The sequence below is a fragment of the Kitasatospora sp. NPDC048722 genome, assembly GCF_040650235.1.
Lineage (GTDB): Bacteria > Actinomycetota > Actinomycetes > Streptomycetales > Streptomycetaceae > Kitasatospora.
Map to the genome: position 1 here is coordinate 22384 of NZ_JBEZGX010000068.1, position 20836 is coordinate 43219.

The 20836-nt window shown below is 73.8% G+C and carries 17 protein-coding genes; 16 read left to right on the forward strand and 1 reads right to left on the reverse strand.

Translation table 11 applies throughout. From position 1 onward, the window contains the following. Nucleotides 1-3: 3 nt before the first annotated feature. The 5 genes from AB0C76_RS34840 to AB0C76_RS34860 are packed head-to-tail and all read left to right on the forward strand — an operon-like array spanning nt 4 to nt 4445. Nucleotides 4-1872 carry an HAD-IIIC family phosphatase gene (locus tag AB0C76_RS34840; protein ID WP_359973397.1) on the forward strand — a complete coding sequence of 623 codons (1869 nt, stop codon included), beginning with the start codon at nt 4-6 and terminating at the stop codon, nt 1870-1872. Continuing rightward, nucleotides 1869-2096 carry an acyl carrier protein gene (locus AB0C76_RS34845; RefSeq protein WP_359973398.1) on the forward strand — a complete coding sequence of 76 codons (228 nt, stop codon included), beginning with the start codon at nt 1869-1871 and terminating at the stop codon, nt 2094-2096. The genes AB0C76_RS34840 and AB0C76_RS34845 overlap by 4 nt, the downstream gene beginning before the upstream one ends. Beyond that, nucleotides 2093-2866: a 2-oxo acid dehydrogenase subunit E2 gene (locus AB0C76_RS34850; RefSeq protein ID WP_359973400.1), complete on the forward strand. Its 774-nt coding sequence runs from the start codon at nt 2093-2095 to the stop codon at nt 2864-2866. The genes AB0C76_RS34845 and AB0C76_RS34850 overlap by 4 nt, the downstream gene beginning before the upstream one ends. Further along, nucleotides 2863-3948: an alpha/beta hydrolase gene (locus tag AB0C76_RS34855; RefSeq protein ID WP_359973402.1), complete on the forward strand. Its 1086-nt coding sequence runs from the start codon at nt 2863-2865 to the stop codon at nt 3946-3948. The genes AB0C76_RS34850 and AB0C76_RS34855 overlap by 4 nt, the downstream gene beginning before the upstream one ends. Continuing rightward, nucleotides 3945-4445, forward strand: coding sequence for a flavin reductase family protein (locus AB0C76_RS34860; RefSeq protein WP_359973404.1), 501 nt, complete (start codon nt 3945-3947; stop codon nt 4443-4445). Before AB0C76_RS34855 ends, AB0C76_RS34860 begins: the two co-directional genes overlap by 4 nt. Nucleotides 4446-4456: 11 nt before the next feature. On the opposite strand, the gene AB0C76_RS34865 is transcribed toward AB0C76_RS34860, so the two are convergent. After that, on the reverse strand, nt 4457-5149 hold the full coding sequence (locus AB0C76_RS34865) for a TetR/AcrR family transcriptional regulator (protein WP_359973406.1): 693 nt from the start codon (nt 5147-5149) through the stop codon (nt 4457-4459). A gap of 79 nt (nt 5150-5228) precedes the next feature. Between AB0C76_RS34865 and AB0C76_RS34870 the strand changes: the two genes are divergently transcribed. The 11 genes from AB0C76_RS34870 to AB0C76_RS34920 form a co-directional block, all read left to right on the forward strand. After that, complete coding sequence (locus AB0C76_RS34870) at nt 5229-6677, forward strand: DHA2 family efflux MFS transporter permease subunit (RefSeq protein WP_359973408.1); 1449 nt, start codon at nt 5229-5231, stop codon at nt 6675-6677. Nucleotides 6678-6789: 112 nt separating this feature from the next. Next, on the forward strand, nt 6790-7836 hold the full coding sequence (locus tag AB0C76_RS34875) for an LLM class flavin-dependent oxidoreductase (protein ID WP_359973410.1): 1047 nt from the start codon (nt 6790-6792) through the stop codon (nt 7834-7836). A 56-nt stretch (nt 7837-7892) separates the two neighbouring features. Further along, the gene (locus AB0C76_RS34880) at nt 7893-9527 is read left to right on the forward strand and encodes an ABC transporter substrate-binding protein (protein WP_359973412.1); all 1635 of its coding nucleotides are present in this window, start codon (nt 7893-7895) and stop codon (nt 9525-9527) included. Next, nucleotides 9527-10477, forward strand: coding sequence for an ABC transporter permease (locus tag AB0C76_RS34885; protein WP_359973414.1), 951 nt, complete (start codon nt 9527-9529; stop codon nt 10475-10477). The genes AB0C76_RS34880 and AB0C76_RS34885 overlap by 1 nt, the downstream gene beginning before the upstream one ends. Next, nucleotides 10474-11346, forward strand: coding sequence for an ABC transporter permease (locus AB0C76_RS34890; protein ID WP_359973416.1), 873 nt, complete (start codon nt 10474-10476; stop codon nt 11344-11346). The genes AB0C76_RS34885 and AB0C76_RS34890 overlap by 4 nt, the downstream gene beginning before the upstream one ends. Further along, complete coding sequence (locus tag AB0C76_RS34895; RefSeq protein ID WP_359973418.1) at nt 11343-12959, forward strand: ABC transporter ATP-binding protein; 1617 nt, start codon at nt 11343-11345, stop codon at nt 12957-12959. The genes AB0C76_RS34890 and AB0C76_RS34895 overlap by 4 nt, the downstream gene beginning before the upstream one ends. A gap of 73 nt (nt 12960-13032) precedes the next feature. Next, complete coding sequence (locus AB0C76_RS34900) at nt 13033-14202, forward strand: acyltransferase (protein WP_359973420.1); 1170 nt, start codon at nt 13033-13035, stop codon at nt 14200-14202. Then, a complete protein-coding gene (locus AB0C76_RS34905; protein WP_359973422.1) occupies nt 14199-15419 on the forward strand; it encodes a cytochrome P450 in 1221 nt (406 codons plus the stop codon). Before AB0C76_RS34900 ends, AB0C76_RS34905 begins: the two co-directional genes overlap by 4 nt. Before the next feature lie 59 nt (nt 15420-15478). Then, on the forward strand, nt 15479-15673 hold the full coding sequence (locus tag AB0C76_RS34910) for a ferredoxin (RefSeq protein ID WP_359973423.1): 195 nt from the start codon (nt 15479-15481) through the stop codon (nt 15671-15673). 2 nt (nt 15674-15675) lie between these two features. Beyond that, nucleotides 15676-16572: an alpha/beta hydrolase gene (locus AB0C76_RS34915; RefSeq protein ID WP_359973425.1), complete on the forward strand. Its 897-nt coding sequence runs from the start codon at nt 15676-15678 to the stop codon at nt 16570-16572. A 92-nt stretch (nt 16573-16664) separates the two neighbouring features. Further along, nucleotides 16665-20836: beta-ketoacyl synthase N-terminal-like domain-containing protein (locus AB0C76_RS34920; RefSeq protein ID WP_359973427.1), on the forward strand; the 4172-nt coding region annotated here is incomplete at its 3' end.

The window sequence follows — 20836 nt, forward strand, 5'->3', positions numbered from 1 at the left end:
GCCGTGACGGACGCACTGGCGGAGCTGCACCGGGAGGGCAGCCTGCCCGACCGCTACCCGGAGGTCCGGCGGCTGCTCGCCGGCCTGACGGACGACGAACTGGTCCGCGCCGGCCGGGTGCTGGCGAGGACCGACCCCGACGCGGTGCTCGCCGCGCACCCCGGCACCCCCGCGCCGGTCGTCGCCGTCACCGGTCACGGCACGCTCAACGCGCTGCTGCCCGCGCTCACCGCGCAGTTCGCCCGGCACGGCCTGCTGGCCCGCACCCGGCTGTCCGACTTCGACGGCTGGGTCTTCGACCTCGTCGACCCGTCGAGCGGCCTCTACGCGGCCCGCCCCTCGTTCGCACTGTGCGTGCTCGACCCCGCGACCGTGGTGGACGAACTGCCGTCGCCGTGGAAGGTCGAGGACGTGGCGCGGGTGCTGGAGGAGAAGCTCGCCCTCGTCGAGCGGGCCGCGCGGGTCTTCGCCGGCACCGCCGAGGGGGCCACGCTCGTCCTCAACACCCTCCCGCTGCCGCGCGAGTTGACGGGCCAGCTGGTCGACCTGCGGGCCCGGGCCGGGCTCGGGGTGCTCTGGCGGGAGGCCAACGCCCGGCTGCTGCGCCTGTCCGAGGCCCACCCCGAGGTCGTCACCGTGGACCTCGACCCGCTGCTCGCCGAGGGTGTCGCCGCCCGCGACATCCGGCAGAGCGTGTACGCGAAGGCGCACCTGTCCGACGCCCTGCTCGCCGCGTACGCGCGAGAGGTCGGCCACCTCGCCCGGCAGGCGTCGGGCGGCGTGAAGAAGGTCCTCGCGCTGGACCTGGACGACACGGTGTGGGGCGGAGTGCTCGGCGAGGTCGGCCCCGAGGGCATCGAGACCGCCGGCGGCTACCGGGGCGAGGCGTTCGCCCGCTTCCAGCGGGTGGCCCGCCAGCTGAGCTCGCAGGGCGTCCTGCTGGCCGCGGTCAGCAAGAACGACCGCGAACCGGTGGAGCGGACCCTGCGCGAACACCCCGACCTGGTCCTGCGCGAGGAGGACTTCGTGCAGATCCGGGCCGACTGGCGGCCCAAGCCCGAGAACCTCCGTGAACTGGCCCTCGCCCTCAACCTCTCCGTGGACAGCTTCGTCTTCGTCGACGACAGCGCCTTCGAGTGCGGCCTGGTCGGGCGGGAGCTGCCCACCGTCGCCGTGGTCCGGGTCGACGGCGACCCGGCGACCCACGTGACGCGGCTGCTGCACGACGGCTGGTTCGATGCGCGCCGGCTCACCGACGAGGACCTGGCGCGGCCCGCCCGCTACCGCGAGGACCGGGCCCGGCAGGACTTCCTGTCGACCTTCGACTCGCTCGACGGCTACCTGCGGGAGCTGGACATCTCGGTGGCCCTCGGCCCCGCGACGGCCGACCGGTTCGCCCGGGTCTCCCAGATCACCCTGCGCACCAACCAGTTCAACCTCACCACGCGGCGGCTGCAGCCCGCGCAGGTGCGGGCGATGGCCGAGGACCCGGCCGCGCAGGTGCTCACCATCGCCTCCGCCGACCGCTTCGGCGACAACGGACTGGTGGGCGCCGTGCTGCTGCGCCGGGACGCGGACGTCCTGCACATCGAGAACTTCCTGCTCAGCTGCCGGGTGTTCAGCCGCGGCATCGAACAGGCCGTGCTCGGCGCCGTGCTGCGCCACGCGCGCGGCAGCGGCGCCACCGAGGTGCGCGCCGACTACCGCCGCACCGCGAAGAACGGCAACGTCGCCGACTTCTATCCACGGGCCGGCTTCGAGACCGTCACGGTCGACGACGACTCGGCCGCCTTCCGGCACCCGCTGGAGCCGCTGCCCGAGCCCGTCGGGCACATCCGACTGACCGCGAACTTCGAAGGGGACACCCCGTGAGGACCATCGACGACTTCGTCACGCTCCTGCGCGACGAACTCGCCCTGCCCGTCTCGGCCGAGGACCTCGGCCGGGACCTGGACACCGTCGAGGAGTGGGACTCGGTGCACCTGCTGGCGCTGTGCACGCTCCTGGAGCGCGAGACCGGCCGCTCGCTGCGGCTGTCCGAGGTGCTGGAGGCGCCCAGCCTGGAGGCCGTCTACCGACTGGCGGTGGAGTCGTGACCGCCGAAGAGACCGAGGTCGGCGAGCCGCTGCCGCGCCAGCGCCGGCACACCCTGTTCTTCCTCGAAGTGATCCGCGACTTCTCACCGGTCTTCCTGGACACCGAGGTGGACATGGGCCGGGTGCTCGCCCACCGCGCCGCTGCCCTCGACAGCACGGGCGTGCGGTACTCCATCACGGCCTACGTGCTGCGCGCGGCCGGACGGGTCCTGGCCGGGCACCCGGACGCCAACGCGGCCGTGGAGGGCGGACCGCAGCGGCTGCGTATCGCGCACTACCCGTTCGTCAACGGCAAACTGACCCTCGACCGGACCCTCGACGGCCGGCGGGTGGTGCTCGGCACCGTCGTACCGAACCTCCACGAGGCCGAACTCGACGACATCCAGGAGCACCTCGTCCGGGTCCGGGACGGCGACGCCGAGCAGCTGCCGGACTTCGAGGGTGTGCGGCAGCTGCACCGGGCGCCGTGGGCCGAGGGACGCGAGCGCTTCCGCGAGGCGGCGGGTTCGCTCGCGCTGCGCCCCCACCTCACCGGGACGTTCGCGGTGACCTCGCTGGGACACCGCGCGGTCGACTCCTTCCACTCGGTGGGCGGCACGACCACCACCTTCGGCGTCGGCCGGATCCTGGACCGGCCGGTGGTCCGTGACGGCCGGGTCACCGTGGCACCGGTGCTGCGGCTCAGCCTGGCCTTCGACCACCGCGTGATCGACGGGGCCGAGGCCGCGGACGTCCTGACCGAGGTCAAGGAGTCGTTGGAGAGCGTATGAACGACATCGCCGAGCTGAAGAACTTCGTGGTCGCGCACACCCGTTCGCAGGGCCTGCCACCCGAGCACTACGACCCGCTGCTGGACCGCGTCCGGCACGACGGGAACGGCGGGCCCGGGTCCTGGGTCCACGAGTGGAGCACCGACGCGGCCCGGCTGGAGGCCGACGGGAAGCTGCTCGAAGCCTGCGTGCACTACAACATGGCCCGGTTCCCGTACGTGGACGGTTCGGCGCGCCGAGAGGCCCTGAGCCGCTGCACCGACGCGTTCGACCGGTGGCGCGCGGACTTCCCCGCCGTGCAGCGGCTGGACGTCGAGCTGCCCGAGGGCCGGATCCGCTGCTGGAGCGCCGGGCTCGACGCCGCGGACCCCAAGCCGCTGCTGGTGATGACCGGCGGCATCGTGTCCGTCAAGGAGCAGTGGGCACCGGTGCTCCTCCAGCTCGGCGCCCTCGGGTTCGCCGGCGTGGTCACCGAGATGCCGGGCGTGGGCGAGAACACCCTGCCCTACCGCGCCGACAGCTGGCGGATGCTCCCCGCCGTGCTGGACGCCGTGGGAGACCGGGCGGACACCTCGCGGACGTACGCGCTGGCGCTGAGCTTCAGCGGCCACGGCGCCCTGCGGGCCGCCCTGCACGACTCCCGGATCAGAGGGGTGGTGGGCGCGGGCGCCCCGGTGCACGACTTCTTCACCGACACCGCCTGGCAGCGGACGGTGCCGCGCGTCACCACCGACACCCTGGCGCACCTGATCGGCACCAAGCCCGACGAGGTGTACGAGGTGATCCGCGACTGGGCGCTGACGCCCGGCGAACTGGGCGCGCTGCGCATCCCGGTGGCCCACGTCACCAGCCTGCGGGACGAGATCATCCCGCCCGCCGACGCCCGGCTGCTGCGGGAACACGTGCGCGGCGTGCGGCTGCTCGCCCACGACGACGTGCACGGCTCACCGGGCCACTTCGCGCAGACCCGGCTGTGGACACTGCTGTCGGTGCTGCGCATGCGCGGCGGCCTGGGCGACCAACGCGTCGCGCTGACCCGGGACTTCGCCCGGCTCCGGTACGGGAAGGGACGGCGGCCGTGAACACGACGATCGACCTCGACGGCGGCACCCGGTGCCTGCGCAACGTGCTCGGCCGGTTCGCGACCGGCGTGGTCGCGGTGACCTCGGCCGACCCGGCCACCGGCCACCGCGCCGGGCTGGTCGCGAACTCCTTCTGCTCGGTGTCGCTGGAACCGGCGCTGGTCTCCTTCTGCGTCGCCCACACCAGCACCAGCTGGCCGCGCATCCGGTCCGCGGAGCCGCTCGGCATCAGCATCCTCGGGGCGCAGCAGGCCGAGGCGGCGAACCGTCTCGCGGCGAGCGGGACGGACAAGTTCCGGGGCCTGCCCTGGACTTCCTCGCCGGGCGGCGCCCCGATCCTCGACGGTGCGCTGGCCTGGCTGGAGTGCGCGGTCGAGGCGGAGCATCCCGCCGGCGACCACGTGATCGTGGTCGCCCGGGTGCTCCGGCTCGACGCGCTCGCCGACGGCGATCCGCTGCTGTTCTTCCGCGGGTCGTACCAGCGGCTCGACCGCTGAGGCCGGATCCGTCAGACCCCGGTGCCGGAAGCGGTACCGGGGTCGACGCCTGCCCCCGTACCGAAGGCGCGCAGGAAGGTGTCGACCCCGGCGGTGACGACCTTGGTCACCTCGGCGTGGTCGAGCGGCCGCGTGCCCAGCCCGCTCAGGCCCGGCAGTTCCTCGTAGACGAGGGCGATGAACTGGTTGGCGGCGCGGACCGGGTCCTCGATCCGCAGTTGCCCGGCGTTGGCCAGCCTGGCCAGGCGGCCGGCCAGCGCGTCGACGAACTGGTCCGGCCCGCTCGCCCGGACGGCGTCGAAGAGGTCGGGGAAGCGCACCGCCTCGGCGTACAGCAGACGGCGCACCGACTCGGACTGCTCGTCGCAGTAGCAGTCGACCAGCTTCTGGGCCACGTCCTCCAGCCCGGGCCGCAGGTCCTGCGGCTCGTTGGGGAAGGACTCCAGCACGTCCATCGTCTTCGCGTTGGAGCGCGCCGCGGTCTCCGTCATGACGTGCCGGAAGAGGTTCTCCTTGGACCCGAGGTGGTTGTAGATCGTGGGCTTCGCGACCCCCGCCTCGGTGGCGATCTGGTCGAGGCTCGCCTGGGCGTAGCCGACCCGCGCGAAGACCCGCAGGGCGGCCTCCACGATCGCTCGGCGCTTGTCCATCCGGCCCCGGTCGCCGGGGCTCCCGGTCGTCTTTTCGGTCTCGCCAACACTCATGGAGCCATGCTACCGTCCCAGCCATCGAAATGAACTACCTAGTTCATTTAGCTTGGCGGTCTGGTGCAAAGGAGTTTCCGTGTCTGAAACGAACGCGGCGGGGGGCGGGCCCGCCCGGCTCGACGGCCCGCTGCTCAGCCTGGTCGGCGTCATGGTGCTCGGCGGCATGATGTCCTACCTCGACGCGACCATCGTCAACGTCGGGATCAGCACCCTGGGCGGCCACTTCAACGCCACCCTGGCCAGCGTCGAGTGGATCACCACCGGCTACCTGCTCGCGGTGGCGCTGGCCATCCCGCTGGCCGGCTGGGCCATGGTCCGCTTCGGCGCCAAGCGGATGTGGCTGCTCGGCCTGACCCTCTTCCTGGCCGGCTCGACGCTGTGCGCCGTCGCCTGGAACGTCGAGTCCCTGATCGCGTTCCGCGTCCTCCAGGGCCTCGGTGGCGGGATGGTCGACCCGATCATGATGACCGTGGTGGCCGGCGCCGCCGGACCCGCTCGGATCGGCCGGGTGATGGGCCTCATCTCGGTGCCGATCACCCTCGGCCCGGTGGTCGGCCCGATCGTCGGCGGCCTGCTGCTGGAGAACCTGTCCTGGGTGTGGATGTTCCTGGTCAACATCCCGTTCGCGCTCGCCGCGATCATCCTCGCGATCAAGGTCCTACCGGCCGACCCGGCGCCCAGCGGGGACCCGGTGCCGGTCGACGGCCTCGGCATCGCGCTGCTCCCGCCCGGCTTCGCGGCGATCGTCTACGCGCTGTCCCAGGCGGGCAGCGAGGGCTTCGGCAGTGCCAAGGTGATCACCGGCCTGGTCCTCGGCGTCGTGCTGTTCATCGGCTACGTCGTGCACGCGCTGCGCACCGACAAGGCCCCGCTGATCGACCTGCGGCTCTTCGCCAACAAGGGCTTCAGCGCCGCGGTGGCCACCATGTTCCTGCTCGGCGGCGGCCTGTTCTCGCTGCTCTTCCTGCTGCCGCTCTACTACCAGCAGGTCCACCACCACACTGTCCTGGAGTCCGGTCTGCTGCTGGCCCCGCTGGGCTTCGGCACCCTGATCGGCATGCCGATCGCCGGCAAGCTCGCCGACAAGTTCGGTGCCCGGCAGCTGGTGCCGCTCGGCGCCCTGCTGATCGGAGCCGGGGCCCTGGTGTTCACCCAGTCCGGCGCCGACACCTCGCAGGCCGTGCTGACCGTCGCCCAGCTCGCCGCCGGCTTCGGCATGGGCCTGGTCGGCGCCCCCACCATGGGCGCGGTCTACCGCACCGTGCCCGGCGAGTCCGTGGGCGGCGCGACCGGCGCGGTCTTCATCCTCAACCAGATCGGCGCGTCGCTCGGCATCGCCGTCGTCGCGCTGATCATCCAGGGCGGCGGCGAGCACGCGGCCCCGACCGACGCGTCCTTCGGCGACGCCTTCTGGTGGGCGGTCGCCGCCGCCGCCGTCGTCTTCGTCGCGGGCCTCGTCCTGCCGGGCCGGGCGCAGCCCGCCGCCGCCGAGGCCTCGCCCGCGCCGCAGCCCGAGAGCGTCTGACGCCGCGTCCCTCACGGGGCGCCGCCGGTCCCGTGACCGGCGGCGCCCCGGGGAACCGGAACCACCGGCCACACCCGGCCCTCGCGGGCCGTCGACCACCTGCGGAGAACCCATGAGCAAGCTCGCCGGAATCCCCCTGTCCGTCCTCGACGTCGTGCCCGTCTTCGCCGGCGGGACCGCGACCCAGGCACTGCGCGACACCGTGGCCCTCGCCCCCGCGGTCGAGGCGCTCGGCTACCTGCGCTACTGGGTCGCCGAGCACCACAACACCCCGAGCCTCGCCACCTCGGCACCGGGGGTCCTCGTCGGCAGCCTCGCCGCCGTCACCACCACCCTCAAGGTCGGATCCGGCGGCGTGCTGCTGCCCAACCACGCACCGCTGGTCGTGGCCGAGCAGTTCGGCACCCTGGAGGCCCTGCACCCGGGCCGGATCGACCTCGGCCTCGGGCGCGCGCCCGGCACCGACCCGCTCACCGCCCGCGCCCTGCGCCGGGTGCCCGAGCTGGGCCAGGACGACTTCGCACACCAGATAGCCGAGCTCGACGGGTACTTCGCGCCCGCCTCCCCCGACTCCGGCATCGTCGCGGTGCCCGCCGCCGACGGCCGCCCGGACCTGTGGATGCTGGGCTCAAGCCCGTCGAGCGCCCAGGCGGCCGGCGCGCTCGGCCTGCCGTACGCCTTCGCCCACCAGATCAACCCGCACGCCGCGGCGCACGCCCTGGAGCTGTACCGCAGGTCCTTCCGGCCCTCCGCCCACCTCGACCGGCCGCGCACCCTGGTCGCCGCGCTCGTCACGGTGGCCGAGACCGACGACGCGGCCCGGGCCGCGGCCGCACCGTACCTCCTCGGCAAGATACGGATGCGCATGGTGCCGCGCTTCGACGCCTTCCCGTCCGCGCGGGAGACCGCCGCGCACGTGTTCTCCCCGGCCGAGCGGCAGTTCCTGGACGACCTGGTCGAGCCCCAGCTGGTCGGCGGCCCGGAGACGGTCCGCGAGAAGCTCACCGATCTGGTGGCGCGCACCGGCGCGGACGAGCTGATGGCGCTGACCATCGTGCCCGACCAGACCGAGCGGCTGCGCTCCTTCGAGCTCCTCGCCGAGGCCGCGGCCGAGGTGCGCCCGGGGGCCGGCAGCGAGGGTGTTTCAGTTCGGCTTTAGAGATCCCCGAGAGAGTCGTGCACGGTCCAGAGTCCGCCAGCTGCCCCGGAGTTGGAATGCGTTCGCGCCGCACCGCCCCGCTCGAAGCCGTGCTGCTGTCCGTTCTCGTGCTCGTCGGCGCCCAGGCCTGCGGCCCCGGCGCCGACGGCACGCCGGGCGGCTCCGGGCCGCGCACCGGCGGCCACCTGACGTACGCGGTGAAGAAGGAGCCGGACTGCTGGGACCCGCACACCAGCGCCCAGGACGTGACGGCCTTCGTCCAGCGGCCGGTGTTCGACTCGCTGGTCTACCAGACCCCGGACGGCGAGCTGGAACCCTGGCTCGCGCAGTCCTGGCGGACGAGCGAGGACGGCGAGGTCTACACCTTCACCCTCCGCCAGGACGTGACCTTCCACGACGGCACACCGCTCGACGCCGAGGCCGTGAAGGCCAACTTCGACCACGTCACGGCCAAGGGGACCCGCTCCCAGTACGCCGCGGGCCTGCTCGGCCCGTACCAGGGGACCACCGTCACCGGGAAGTACCAGCTGGAGGTGCGCTTCGAGCGCCCCTACGCACCCTTCCTGCAGGCCCTCAGCACCACGTACCTGGGCATCGCCTCGCCCGCCTCGCTCAAGGCCGGCGCGGACAAGCTGTGCTCCGGCACCGACTCGGTGGGCTCGGGCCCGTTCAAGGCCGGCGCCTACCTGCGCGGCCAGCAGCGGCAGTACACCAGGAACCCCGACTACCACTGGGCCCCCGAGCACGCCGGGCACAGCGGCCCGGCCATGCTCGACTCCCTCACGCTGCGGTTCATCGCCGAGGACACCACCAGGGTCGGCGCGCTGACCTCGGGCCAGGTGTCGGCCATCGACGCCGTCCCGGCCAACCAGGCGCCCATGGTGTCCCGGGATCCCCACTTCGGCATCCTCACCATGGACGTCCCCGGCGTGGTGGACACCTTCTTCCTCAACACCCGCAGCGAGCTCTTCTCCGACGTGCGGGTGCGCACGGCCTTCCAGCGCGCCGTCGACCTCGACGCCATCACCAAGTCCGTCTTCCAGGGCACCGGCACGCGTGCCTGGAGCCCGCTCGCCCCCTCCACGCCGCACAGCTACGACGCCGCCCTGGAGAAGAGCTGGCCGTTCGACCGTGCGCTGGCCGGCCGGCTCCTGGACGAGGCCGGCTGGACCGGCCGCGACGCCCAGGGCTACCGCACCAAGGACGGCCGCACGCTCACCGTCGTCGCACCCGTCTACGGCAAGCCGAGCCTCTTCTCACAGGCGGTCCAGGGCGATCTGAAGAAGTCCGGGATCAGACTGGACCTGGCCGCCTCCACCGACGCCACCGAGGTCGCGGGACGGCTGGCCCAGGGCCGCTACGACGTGGTCGAGACCTCCTGGGGCCGCGCCGACGGCGACATGCTCAGCCACTTCTTCCTCACCACCGAGGGTTCGGCCACCGGCCACAACTTCTCCCGGGTCTCCGACCCCAGGGTCGACGACTGGCTCCGGCGGGCCCAGGCGTCCCAGTCGCCGGACGAGCGCGCCGCGAACTACGCCGAGGTGCAGCGCTGGGCGCTCGACCAGGCGGCCGTGGTGCCCGCGTACGTCGTGAAGGCCGCCGTGGGCGTGAACCGGAAGGTGCACGGCCTGCGCCTCGGCAGCTCGGCGTGGCCCGAGTTCTACGGCGCCTGGACGGAGGCCCGCTGATGCCCGCCCTCCTGCGCGTCGTCGTGGCCCGGCTCGGGGCCGCCGCCCTCGTGGTCTGGGGCGCGGCCAGCTGCGCCTTCCTCGCGCTGCACCTGATCCCCGGCGACCCGGTGAACGCCATCGTCGGCTCGAACTCCCTGGTCGGCGACGAGCAGCGGGCGGAGGTCCGGCACCACTACGGCCTCGACCAGCCGCTGGCCGTCCAGTACCTGCGCTACCTGCTCCGGCTGGCGCACGGCGACCTCGGCGACTCCTACCAGTTGCAGCAGCCGGTCTCCTCCGTGCTCTCCGCACAGTTCCGGCCGACCGCCGAACTGGCGCTGTGGGCCACGCTGGTGGCGGTGGCGCTGGCGGTCGCCGTCGCGGTGCTCACCTCGGGCCGCTCCCGGCTGCCGCGCCGGGTGTCGGCCGCGATCGAGCTGGTCGTCGTCTCCACGCCGTCCTTCTGGCTCGGGATCGTCCTGCTGACGGTCTTCTCGTTCCGCCTCGGCTGGCTGCCGGTCTCCGACGGCGACGACGTGCGGTCGCTCGTCCTGCCGGTGGCCACACTGGCCCTGCCGATCGCCGCCGTCCTCATCCCGGTCGTGCGCGAGGGACTGCTGCGGGCCCTGGAGCAGCCGTTCGCGCAGACCGCCCGGGCCCGCGGACTCGCCGAGCCCGCCGTGCGCGTGCGGCACGGGCTGCGGCACGCCGCCCTGCCGGCGCTCACCCTGACCGGCTGGTTCACCGGCACCCTGCTGGGCGGGGCGGTGGTCGTGGAGGACGTGTTCGCCAGGTCCGGGATCGGCCGGGTCACCCTGCAGGCCGTCGAGGGCCGCGACCTCCCGGTCGTGCAGGGAGTGGTCGCGCTGTCCGCGGTGGTGTTCGTCGCCGTGGGCGCGCTGATCGAGGTGCTGTACGTGCTGGTCGATCCGCGGCTGCGCGAGGGAACGGGGGTGACGGCGGCATGACCACCGAACAGCCGGTGCGGACCGGCCGGTCGACGGCACCGACGCAGCGGGTCCCGGGCTTCCGGCCGCGGCCCGGCGTGCTGCTCGCCGCGGCCCTGCTGGCCCTGATCCTGCTGGCCGCCCTCGTCCCGTCCCTGTTCGCGGACGGCAGCCCGACCGACACCGATCCGCTGAACGCGCTCCAGCCGCCGGGCTCCGAGCACTGGTTCGGCACCGATCAGCTCGGCCGGGACGTCTTCACCAGGGTGGTGCACGGCACCCGCTACTCGCTCGCGATCGGCGCCGCGGCCACCGGCTGCGGAGTGGCGCTCGCCGTGCTCTGGGGCCTGGCCGCCGCGCTGTCGGGCCGGTTCGGGAACGCCCTGCTGATGCGCGTCGCCGACGCGCTGCTCGCGGTGCCCGGCCTGCTGCTCGCCCTCCTGGTCGTCCTCGTCGTCGGCAAGGGCGTGACGGGCGCGACGGCCGCCGTGGCGGTCGGGCTCGCCCCCGGCTTCGCCCGGGTGGTCCGCGCCCAGGCCCTGCTGGTGCGCCGCTCCGGGTACGTCGAGGCCGCCGTCGCGATCGGGGTCCGCCGGTCGCTGATCGTCCTGCGGCACGTCCTGCCCAACACGCTCGCGCCGCTGCTCGTCCTGGCGACCGTCACGCTCGGCGCGTCCGTCTCCACCGGGGCGGCGCTCAGCTACCTCGGCCTCGGCGCCCAGCCGCCGACGCCGGAGTGGGGCGCGATGCTCACCGAGGGCCAGGGCTTCCTCGAACAGGCCTGGTGGATCGCGTTCTTCCCCGGCCTCCTGCTGGTCACCACGGTGGTGACCGTCACTGTGCTGGGACGCCACGCCCAGGCACGATCCGAAGGGCGGTCCGCGGCATGACGGAACCACTGATCGACGTGGCCGGGCTCGACGTCAGCTTCGGCACGGGACCCGGGCAGGTCCACGCCGTTCGCGGCGCCTCGCTCACCCTGGACGCCGGCCGGTGCCTGGCACTGGTCGGCGAGTCCGGCTCGGGCAAGAGCACGTTCGCCCGCAGCCTGCTCGGCCTCGCCGGGCCCACCTCGGCCGTCACCGCGCAGCGACTGCGCATCTGCGGGGACGACGCCCGGGAGTTCGGGCCGCGCGACTGGCGTGCGGTCCGGGGCAGGCGGATCGGGCTGGTCGCCCAGGACGCCCTGGTCGCCCTCGACCCGCTGCGCCCGGTCGGCCGGGAGATCTCCGAATCGCTGCTGACCCACCGGACGGTGCCCCGGCGCGACGCCGCGGCGGCGGTGGTCGACCTGCTGACCCGGGTCGGCGTGCCCGAGCCGGCCGAGCGGGCCCGCGCGTACGTCCACCAGCTGTCGGGCGGACTCCGGCAGCGGGCGCTGATCGCCTCCGCCCTGGCGGCGGACCCGGCGGTCCTGATCGCCGACGAGCCGACGACCGCGCTGGACGCCGCCGTGCAGTCCCGGATCCTCGCGCTGCTGGGCCAGTTGAAGGCGGCCGGCACCGGCGTGCTGCTGATCAGCCACGACCTCGCCGTGGTCGAGGCCCTGGCCGACGAGGTCGCGGTGATGAAGGACGGCCGCGTCGTCGAGTCGGGCCCGGTCGGCGAGGTGCTCGACCGCCCCAGGCACCCCTACACCCGCTCGCTGCTGGCCGCTGTGCCCGGCGGCCGCCCGCGGGCGGCCCGGCCGTCCACCGGCACCGGCCGCCCGGTGCTGCGGGCCGAGGGCGTCGGCAAGCACTACCGGGGTCCGCGACGCAGCCGGCGGACGGCCGTGGAGCAGGTCTCGTTCACCCTGCACGCCGGCGAGGCGCTCGGCCTCGTCGGCGAGTCGGGCTCCGGGAAGTCCACGCTCGCCCGGATCGCCCTCGGCCTGCTGACTCCGGACACCGGCGAGGTGCGGCTGGACGGCGAGCCGTGGAGCACGCTGCCCGAACGGGCCCGGCGGGCCCGGCGGCACGCCATCCAGCTCGTCCCGCAGGACCCGCTGAGCGCCTTCGACCCGCGCTGGACGGTGGCCAGGATCATCGACGAGGCCCTGGGCGCCGCGGGAACGGCCCGCGCGGAGCGCCGCGACCGGACGGTGCGGCTGCTGCGGCAGGTGGGACTCGCGGAGGAACTGCTGGAGCGCCGGCCGCTCGCCCTGTCCGGCGGCCAGCGTCAGCGCGTGGCCATCGCCCGGGCGCTCGCCCCCGGACCCCGGGTGCTCGTGTGCGACGAACCGGTGTCGGCACTGGACGTGTCCGTCCAGGCACAGATCCTCGACCTGCTGCGGGAGTTGCAGGACTCCCTCGGTCTGGCGACGCTCTTCGTCTCCCACGACCTGGCGGTCGTCCGGGAGGTGTGCGCACGGGTGATGGTGATGCGCGCCGGCCGCGTCGTGGAGTCGGGACCGGTGGAGGAGGTCCTCGCCACGCCCTCGCACCCGTACACCGCCGAGTTGCTCGACGCGGTACCGCGCCGCACCCGTGCGGCGTTTGGTGCTGCCAAAGAACAGCTTTAGATCCGGCCAATGAGCCGCTGCAAGCCTCGAAGGGCCAATTTCGGACACTCTTGCGCCCCGGAGGCCGCCACTCATGCCCGCCACGCCGAGACCGCCGAGAACCACCAGACTGCCCTCGCTCACCGGGATGCGGTTCATCGCCGCCCTGCTCGTCTTCGCCTTCCACACCACCTGGCAGACCCGGTTCATCCCGGGAGGTGCGGGCGACACCCTCAGCACGGTCTTCGCCAACGCCGGCTTCTACGGCGTGAGCTTCTTCTTCGTGCTCAGCGGCTTCGTCCTGACCTGGTCGGCGCGGCCGAACGACACCGCGACCCGGGTCTGGCGCCGCCGACTCGTCAAGATCTACCCGAACCACCTGGTCACCTTCGTGATCGCCGCCGCCCTGATGCTCGCGGCCTCCGACGTCTTCACCACCGAGGGCACGCTGACCAACCTGTTCCTGCTGCAGGCGTGGGTGCCGCAGATCCAGGTCCCCAACACGATGAACGCCGTCAGCTGGTCGCTCTCCTGCGAGCTGTTCTTCTACCTGAGCTTCCCCTGGCTCCTGCGCCTGATCGACCGGGTGCCGGTACGGCGGCTGTGGGCCCTCGCCGGAGTCCTCGCCGCGTGCACCGTGGCGGTCCCGTGGATCAGCCTGCACACCTTGCACGGGCAGCCGCTGCCCTTCATCGCCGACGGCTCGCTCTCCTTCGAGCAGATCTGGTTCGTCTACTTCTTCCCGCCGGTCCGGGCGCTGGAGTTCGTCCTCGGCATGGTCGCCGCCCGGCTCGTGCTGTCCGGCTCGTGGCCGCGGCTCGGCCTGTGGCCGGCCGGCCTGATCGCCGTCGGCGGCTACACCCTCAACTCGGCCGTGCCGTACCTGTACGGCGTCGCGGGCACCGCCGCCCTCTGGCTCACCCCGCTGGTCGCGAGCGCCGCCGTCGCCGACCGCGACCGCACCCCGACCCCGTTCCGCGGCCGGCTCCTGGTGCGGCTCGGCGAACTCTCCTTCGCCTTCTACATGGTGCACGGCCTCGTCGTCACGTACGGGCACCGGTGGCTCGTCGAGGGGCGGAACCTGCCGACGGCCGCCGCGGCCGCCCTGCTCGTCGCGGCGCTGGCGTTCTGCCTGGTGCTGGCCCTCGCGCTGTTCGCCTGGGTCGAGAACCCGCTCGTGCGCCTGCTCAGCACACCCCGCGCGGAGCGCCGCGCACCGCACACCACACCCCTCTCCGTCCCCGCCCTGGAGGCCAAGGAATGACCGACACCACGCGAGCCGCGAGCGACGACCGCCGACCACCGGCGTACCCCCAGGCGCGCGGCTGCCCCTTCCAGCCGCCGTCCGGCTACGACCGGTACCGCGAGGAAGGACCGGTATCCGCCGTCGAACTCTACGACGGCCGCCGGGTGTGGGCCGTCAGCGGCCACGCCGAGGCCCGTCAGGTCCTGCTCGACGCCGCCACCTTCTCGTCCGACCGCGTCCACCGCGACTACCCGGCCACCGCCCCGCGCTTCGAATCCGCGCGCAAGGTCAAGAACTTCATCGGCATGGACCCGCCGGAACACACCGTGCAACGGCGCATGCTGCTCTCCACCTTCACCGTCAAGAAGGTGCAGGCGCTGCGCCCCGGCATCCAGCGCCTGGTCGACGAGCTCGTGGACGCCATCGAGGCCAAGGGCCCGGTGGCCGACCTCGTTCCCGACTTCGCGCTGCCCGTGCCGTCGATCGTCATCTGCGAGCTGCTCGGTGTGCCCTACGCCGACCACACGTTCTTCGAACAGCAGTCACGGCGCGTGGTCACCGGGAGCACCACCCTGGAGGACAGCGCCGACGCCTTCGCGCAGTTGAGCTCCTACCTCGACGAGCTGATCCGGCGAAAGGAACGCGAACCGGGCGACGGGCTGCTCGACACCCTGATCGCCGAGCAGCTGGCCGTCGGCGCGCTCTCCCGCCGCGAACTGGTGGACATCGCACTGCTGCTGCTCGTCGCGGGCCACGAGACCACCGCGAGCGCCATCGCCCTCGGTGTCCTCACCCTGCTGAAGCACCCGGACCAGCTCGCCGCCCTGCGCGACAACCCGGACCTGCTGCCGACCGCGGTCGAGGAGCTGCTGCGCTACATGGCGATCGCCGACGGCGTGGCCCGGTTCGCCACCACCGACACCGAGCTGGGCGGACAGCGCATCAAGGCCGGTGACGGGGTCGTCGTGGTCATCTCCACCGCCAACCGGGACGAGGCCGCCTTCCCCGCAGCCGGGTCGTTCGACGTCGCCCGCGGCGCCCGGCACCACATCTCCTTCGGCCACGGGGTCCACCAGTGCATCGGCCAGAACCTGGCCCGGGCCGAACTGGAGATCGCCCTGTCCACGCTCTTGCGCCGGCTGCCGGGTCTGCGGCTGGCCGTGCCGGAGACGGAACTGCCGGTCAAGGAGGCGGGCGGGGTCCAGGGCGTCTGGAAACTGCCGGTCACCTGGTGACGGGTGCCAACCTGCAGACCGGCAGCGGTACCTGACGGATCAGAAGAACGAGGAGAACAATGCGCATCACGGCCGACACCGGAAGGTGTCTGGGCGCGGGACAGTGCGTCCTGTCCGCGCCCGACCGCTTCGACCAGTCGACGGAAGGCACGGTGCTCGTGCTGACCCCCTCGGTGGAGGGGGAGGCGGAGGAGGCGCGGCTGCGCGAGACCATCGCGCTCTGCCCGTCGCAGGCGATCGCCCTGGAGGCCTGACCATGCCCGTGACGGGAAACCTCGCCGACGCGATCGCCGACCACCGGGCCGGCCCGCGCCCGCTCGGCGAACTGCCCGCCGTACCCGGCGTTTCGGTGCGCGAGCTGTTCGTGCCCGGCCCTCCGGGGGCCCCGGACGTGCGGGTGCGGACCTATCGCCCCGACGCCGACGACGGCGCGCTGCCCGCGGTGCTCTGGATCCACGGCGGGGGCTTCGTCCTCGGCAACGTGGACGCCGCCCACCACGGCGCCGCGCAGGCCGCCCTGCACGCCTCGGCCGTCGTGGTCGCCGTGGCCTACCGGCTCGCGCCCGAGCACCCGTTCCCGGCGGGTCTCGACGACTGCTGGGCGGCACTGGAGTGGACCGCCGCGAACCCGGCCGAGCTGGGCGCCGACCCGGCCCGGCTCGCCGTGGCCGGCGCGAGCTCCGGCGGCTGCCTCGCCGCGGGCCTCACCCTGCTCGCGCGCGACCGCGGCGGCCCGGCGCTGTGCTTCCAGCACCTGAGCACCCCGGTGCTGGACGACCGGCTGAACACCCCCTCGATGGCCGAGCACACCGCCACACCCATCTGGAACCGGCCGCTCGCCGAGGAGAGCTGGCAGCTGTACCTCGGAGCGGGCCGGGAGACGACGCCGAAGTACGCCGCACCGGCCCGCACCGCGGACCTCCGCAACCTGCCACCGGCGTACATCTCCACCGCGGGCCTCGACCCGCTGCGCGACGAGGGACTCCGGTACGGCCTGCGGCTCGCCGAGGCGGGTGTGCCCACCGAAGTCCACAACTACCCCGGTGCCTACCACGCCTTCGGCGGGGCGGCGGCCCCGGAGGACCAGCAGCGGATCGCGGTCGAGCACCTGGTCACGCTGCGCCGCGGGCTGCACCCTGACCGCCGGGTTTAGCGGGGTTTAGAACGCGCAAAGGTCGTCGTTAGCCCCGCTGGCGAGGGTGGTTGCCACCAGGTCGTCGTCGACGAGGGAGCACGTCACAGACCATGCGTAGCGACCACTCCGCACCGATCGCCGTCATCGGACTCGCCTGCCGCCTGCCCAAGGCGCCCGACCCCGCCGCGTTCTGGCAGCTGCTCAGCAGCGGCGAGGACGCGGTGGGAGAGGCGCCGGCGGGCCGGTGGTCCGCTGCCGCCCCCGCTCGTGGCGCCTTCCTCGACGAGGTCGACCGCTTCGACGCCGCCTTCTTCGGGATCTCCCCGCGCGAGGCCGCGGCGATGGACCCGCAGCAGCGGCTGATGCTCGAACTCGGCTGGGAGGCGCTGGAGGAGTCCGGGATCGTCCCGGCCGCACTCACCGGCAGCCGCACCGCGGTGTTCGCGAGCGCCATCTGGGACGACTACGCGGCCCTGCACCACCGCCGCGGTGAGGACGCCGGCGACCGCCACGCGGTGACCGGCCTCCACCGCGGGATCCTCGCCAACCGGCTGTCGTACGTCCTCGGCCTCACCGGCCCGAGCCTCACGGTGGACGCGGCACAGTCCTCGTCGCTCGTCGCGGTCCACCTGGCCTGCGAGAGCCTGCGCAGCGGCGAATCCGAACTCGCCGTCGTCGGCGGGGTCAACCTGATCCTCTCCCCCGGGTCCAGTGCCGACAGCGCCCGGTTCGGCGCCCTCTCCCCCGACGGACGCTGCTACACGTTCGACGCCCGCGCCAACGGCTACGTCCGCGGCGAGGGCGGCGTCGCCGTCGTCCTCAAACCGCTCGACCGCGCGCTCGCCGACGGCGACCACGTGCACTGCGTGATCCTCGGCAGCGCCGTCAACAACGACGGCGCCTCCACCGCCCTGACCGTCCCCGACCGGACCGCGCAGGAGGCCGTGCTGCGCACGGCCCACGAGCGGGCCGGCACCTCGCCGCTCGCCGTGCAGTACGTCGAACTGCACGGCACCGGCACGCCGGTGGGCGACCCGGTCGAGGCGGCGGCCCTGGGCGCCGTGCTCGGCCGCGGCCGGACGCCGGACGACGCGCTGCACGTCGGCTCGGCGAAGACGAACGTCGGCCACCTGGAGGGCGCCGCCGGACTCGTCGGCCTGCTGAAGACGGCGCTGGCCATCTCGCGGGGCAGCATCCCGGCGAGCCTCAACTTCCGCGCGCCCAACCCGGCGATACCCCTGGACGAGCTCGGCCTGCGGGTGCGCACCGAGCAGGGCCCGTGGCCACGGGCGGAGCTCCCGCTGATCGCGGGCGTCAGCTCGTTCGGCATGGGCGGCACCAACTGCCACGTGGTGCTGGCCGATGCCGCGAGCGTGGCCGAGCTGCGCGGAACGGGCCCGGTGAGCACACCGGCCGGCTCCGCCACCGCTCTCGCCGCCGAACAGGGCGCGGACGGCGCCGGACCCGTCCCGTGGGCGCTGTCCGCACGCGACGCCCGGTCCCTGCGGGCCCAGGCCGCCCGGCTCCGCGACCACCTGGCCACCGGGGCCGGCACCGCCCGCCCGGTCGACACGGCCCACGCGCTGGCCACCACGAGGACGCTCTTCGACGAGCGCGCCGTGGTGCTGGCGGACGACCCCGCCGGGCTGCTGCGCGGCGTCGAGGCGCTGGCCGCGGGCGAGGACCATCCGGCGATCGTGCGGGGGCGGGCGTCCGGCCCGGTGGGCGTCGCGTTCCTGTTCACCGGCCAGGGCAGTCAGCGCGCCGGCATGGGCCGCGAACTCCACACCAGCTACCCCGAGTTCGCCGTCGCCTTCGACGCCGCCTGCGCCGCCCTCGACCCCCACCTCGACCGCCCGCTGCGCGACATCGTCTTCGCCGACGAGGGCACCCCCGAAGCCGCGCTCCTCCACCAGACCCGCTACACCCAACCCGCCCTCTTCGCCCTCGAAACCGCCCTCCATCACCTGGTGGGACGGTTCGGCCTGACGCCGGAACACCTCGCCGGCCACTCCGTCGGCGAGATCGTCGCCGCCCACGCCGCGGGAGTCCTCTCGCTCGACGACGCCGCACTCCTGGTCGCCGCCCGCGGACGGCTCATGCAGGCGCTGCCCGCGGGCGGGGCCATGGCCGCCGTCGAGGCCACCGAGGACGAGGTGCTGCCGCTCCTCAACGAGCGCGTCTCGCTCGCCGCCGTCAACGGACCCCGCGCCGTCGTCATCGCCGGCGACGAACCCGACGTCCTGCGCGTCATCGAAGCGCTCACCGCCCAGGGCCGACGCACCAAACGCCTCACCACCAGCCACGCCTTCCACTCCCCCCACATGGACCCCGTCCTCGACGAGTTCCACCGCGTCGCCGCCGGACTGACCTTCCACGCGCCCCGCGTCCCGGTGGTCTCGAACGTCACCGGCGAGCTCGCCACCGCCGAGGAGCTCACCTCCCCCGCGTACTGGACGCGGCACATCCGCGAGGCCGTCCGCTTCCACGACGGCATCCGCACGCTGCGCCGCCACGGCGTCGGCGTGTTCCTCGAACTCGGCCCCGACGCCGTGCTCACCGGCATGGGCCGCGAATCCCTGGCGGGCCCGGACGAGGACGGCCCCGCGCTGCTGGCCGCACTGCGCCGCGGCCGTCCCGAACCGACGACCCTGCTGGCCGCCCTCGCGGGCGCACACGTCCGGGGCGCCCGGGTGGACTGGGCCGGCTCGCCCGCCGTCCGGGGCGGACGTCCCGTCCCCCTGCCGACCTACCCGTTCCAGCGCGAACGCCACTGGTTGGACACCCCGGCCGCGTCCCCTGCGCCCGAGACCGCCCCCGCACAGACGGCGGCCCCCGCACCGGCACCGCACACCGGGCCGGCGGGCCCGGCCGCAGCGGGCCGCCCGGCGCGACCGGCCGCGCCCGCCGAACTGCTCGACCTCGTGCGCACCCAGACCGCCATCGTGCTCGGCCACGTCACGGGTGACACCGTGGACACCGGCCGCACCTTCAAGGACCTCGGCTTCGACTCGCTCGCCGGGGTCGAGCTGCGCGACCGCCTCCAGGCCGCCACCGGGCTGACGCTGCCGAGCGCGCTGATCTACAACCACCCGACCCCCGAGGCCGTCGTCGGGCTGCTCCACGAGCGGCTGTCCGGCACGCGGACGGACGTCGCGGCGCCGGCCACGGCCCCGTCCCGGACCGGCGCCGACGACCCGATCGCGATCGTCGGCATGGCCTGCCGCTACCCGGGCGGCGTCGCCTCCCCCGAGGACCTCTGGCGGCTCGTCGCCTCCGGCACCGACGCCATCGGCGACTTCCCCACCAACCGCGGCTGGGACCTCTCCGCGCTGTACGACCCCGACCCGGACCACCCCGGCACCTCCTACACCCGCAAGGGCGGATTCCTCCACGACGCCGGCGAGTTCGACCCCGCACTGTTCGGGATCAGCCCGCGCGAGGCCCTCGCGATGGACCCGCAGCAGCGCCTGCTGCTGGAAACCGCGTGGGAGACGTTCGAACGTGCCGGCATCGCACCCGACGGACTGCGCGGGAGCGCGTCCGGCGTCTTCATCGGCGCGACCGCGCAGGACTACGGCGCCCGGCTGCACGAACCCACCGACGGCCTCGACGGCTACCTGCTGACCGGCGGCACCGTGAGCGTCGCCTCCGGCCGGATCGCCTACACGTTCGGGTTGGAGGGCCCGGCGGTCACCGTCGACACCGCGTGCTCCTCCTCACTCGTCGCCCTGCACCTCGCCGCCCAAGCCCTGCGGCAGGGCGAATGCGACCTCGCGCTCGCCGGCGGCGTCACGGTCATGCCGACGCCCGGCATGTTCCTGGAGTTCAGCCGGCAGCGCGGACTGTCCGCCGACGGCCGCTGCAAGTCCTTCGCCGCCGCCGCCGACGGCACCGGCTGGTCCGAAGGCGTCGGCCTCCTCCTCGTCGAACGCCTCTCCGACGCCCGCCGCAACGGCCACCACGTCCTCGCCCTCGTCCGCGGCTCCGCCATCAACCAGGACGGCGCCTCCAACGGCCTCACCGCCCCCAACGGCACAGCACAGGAACGCGTCATCCGCCAGGCCCTCCACCAGGCCGCACTCACCCCCGCCGACATCGACGCCCTCGAAGCCCACGGCACCGGCACACGCCTCGGCGACCCCATCGAAGCCCAGGCCGTCCTCGCCACCTACGGACAGGACCGACCCACCGAACACCCCCTCCTGCTCGGCTCGTTGAAATCCAACATCGGCCACACCCAGGCCGCCGCCGGAGTCGGCGGAATCATCAAGATGATCCA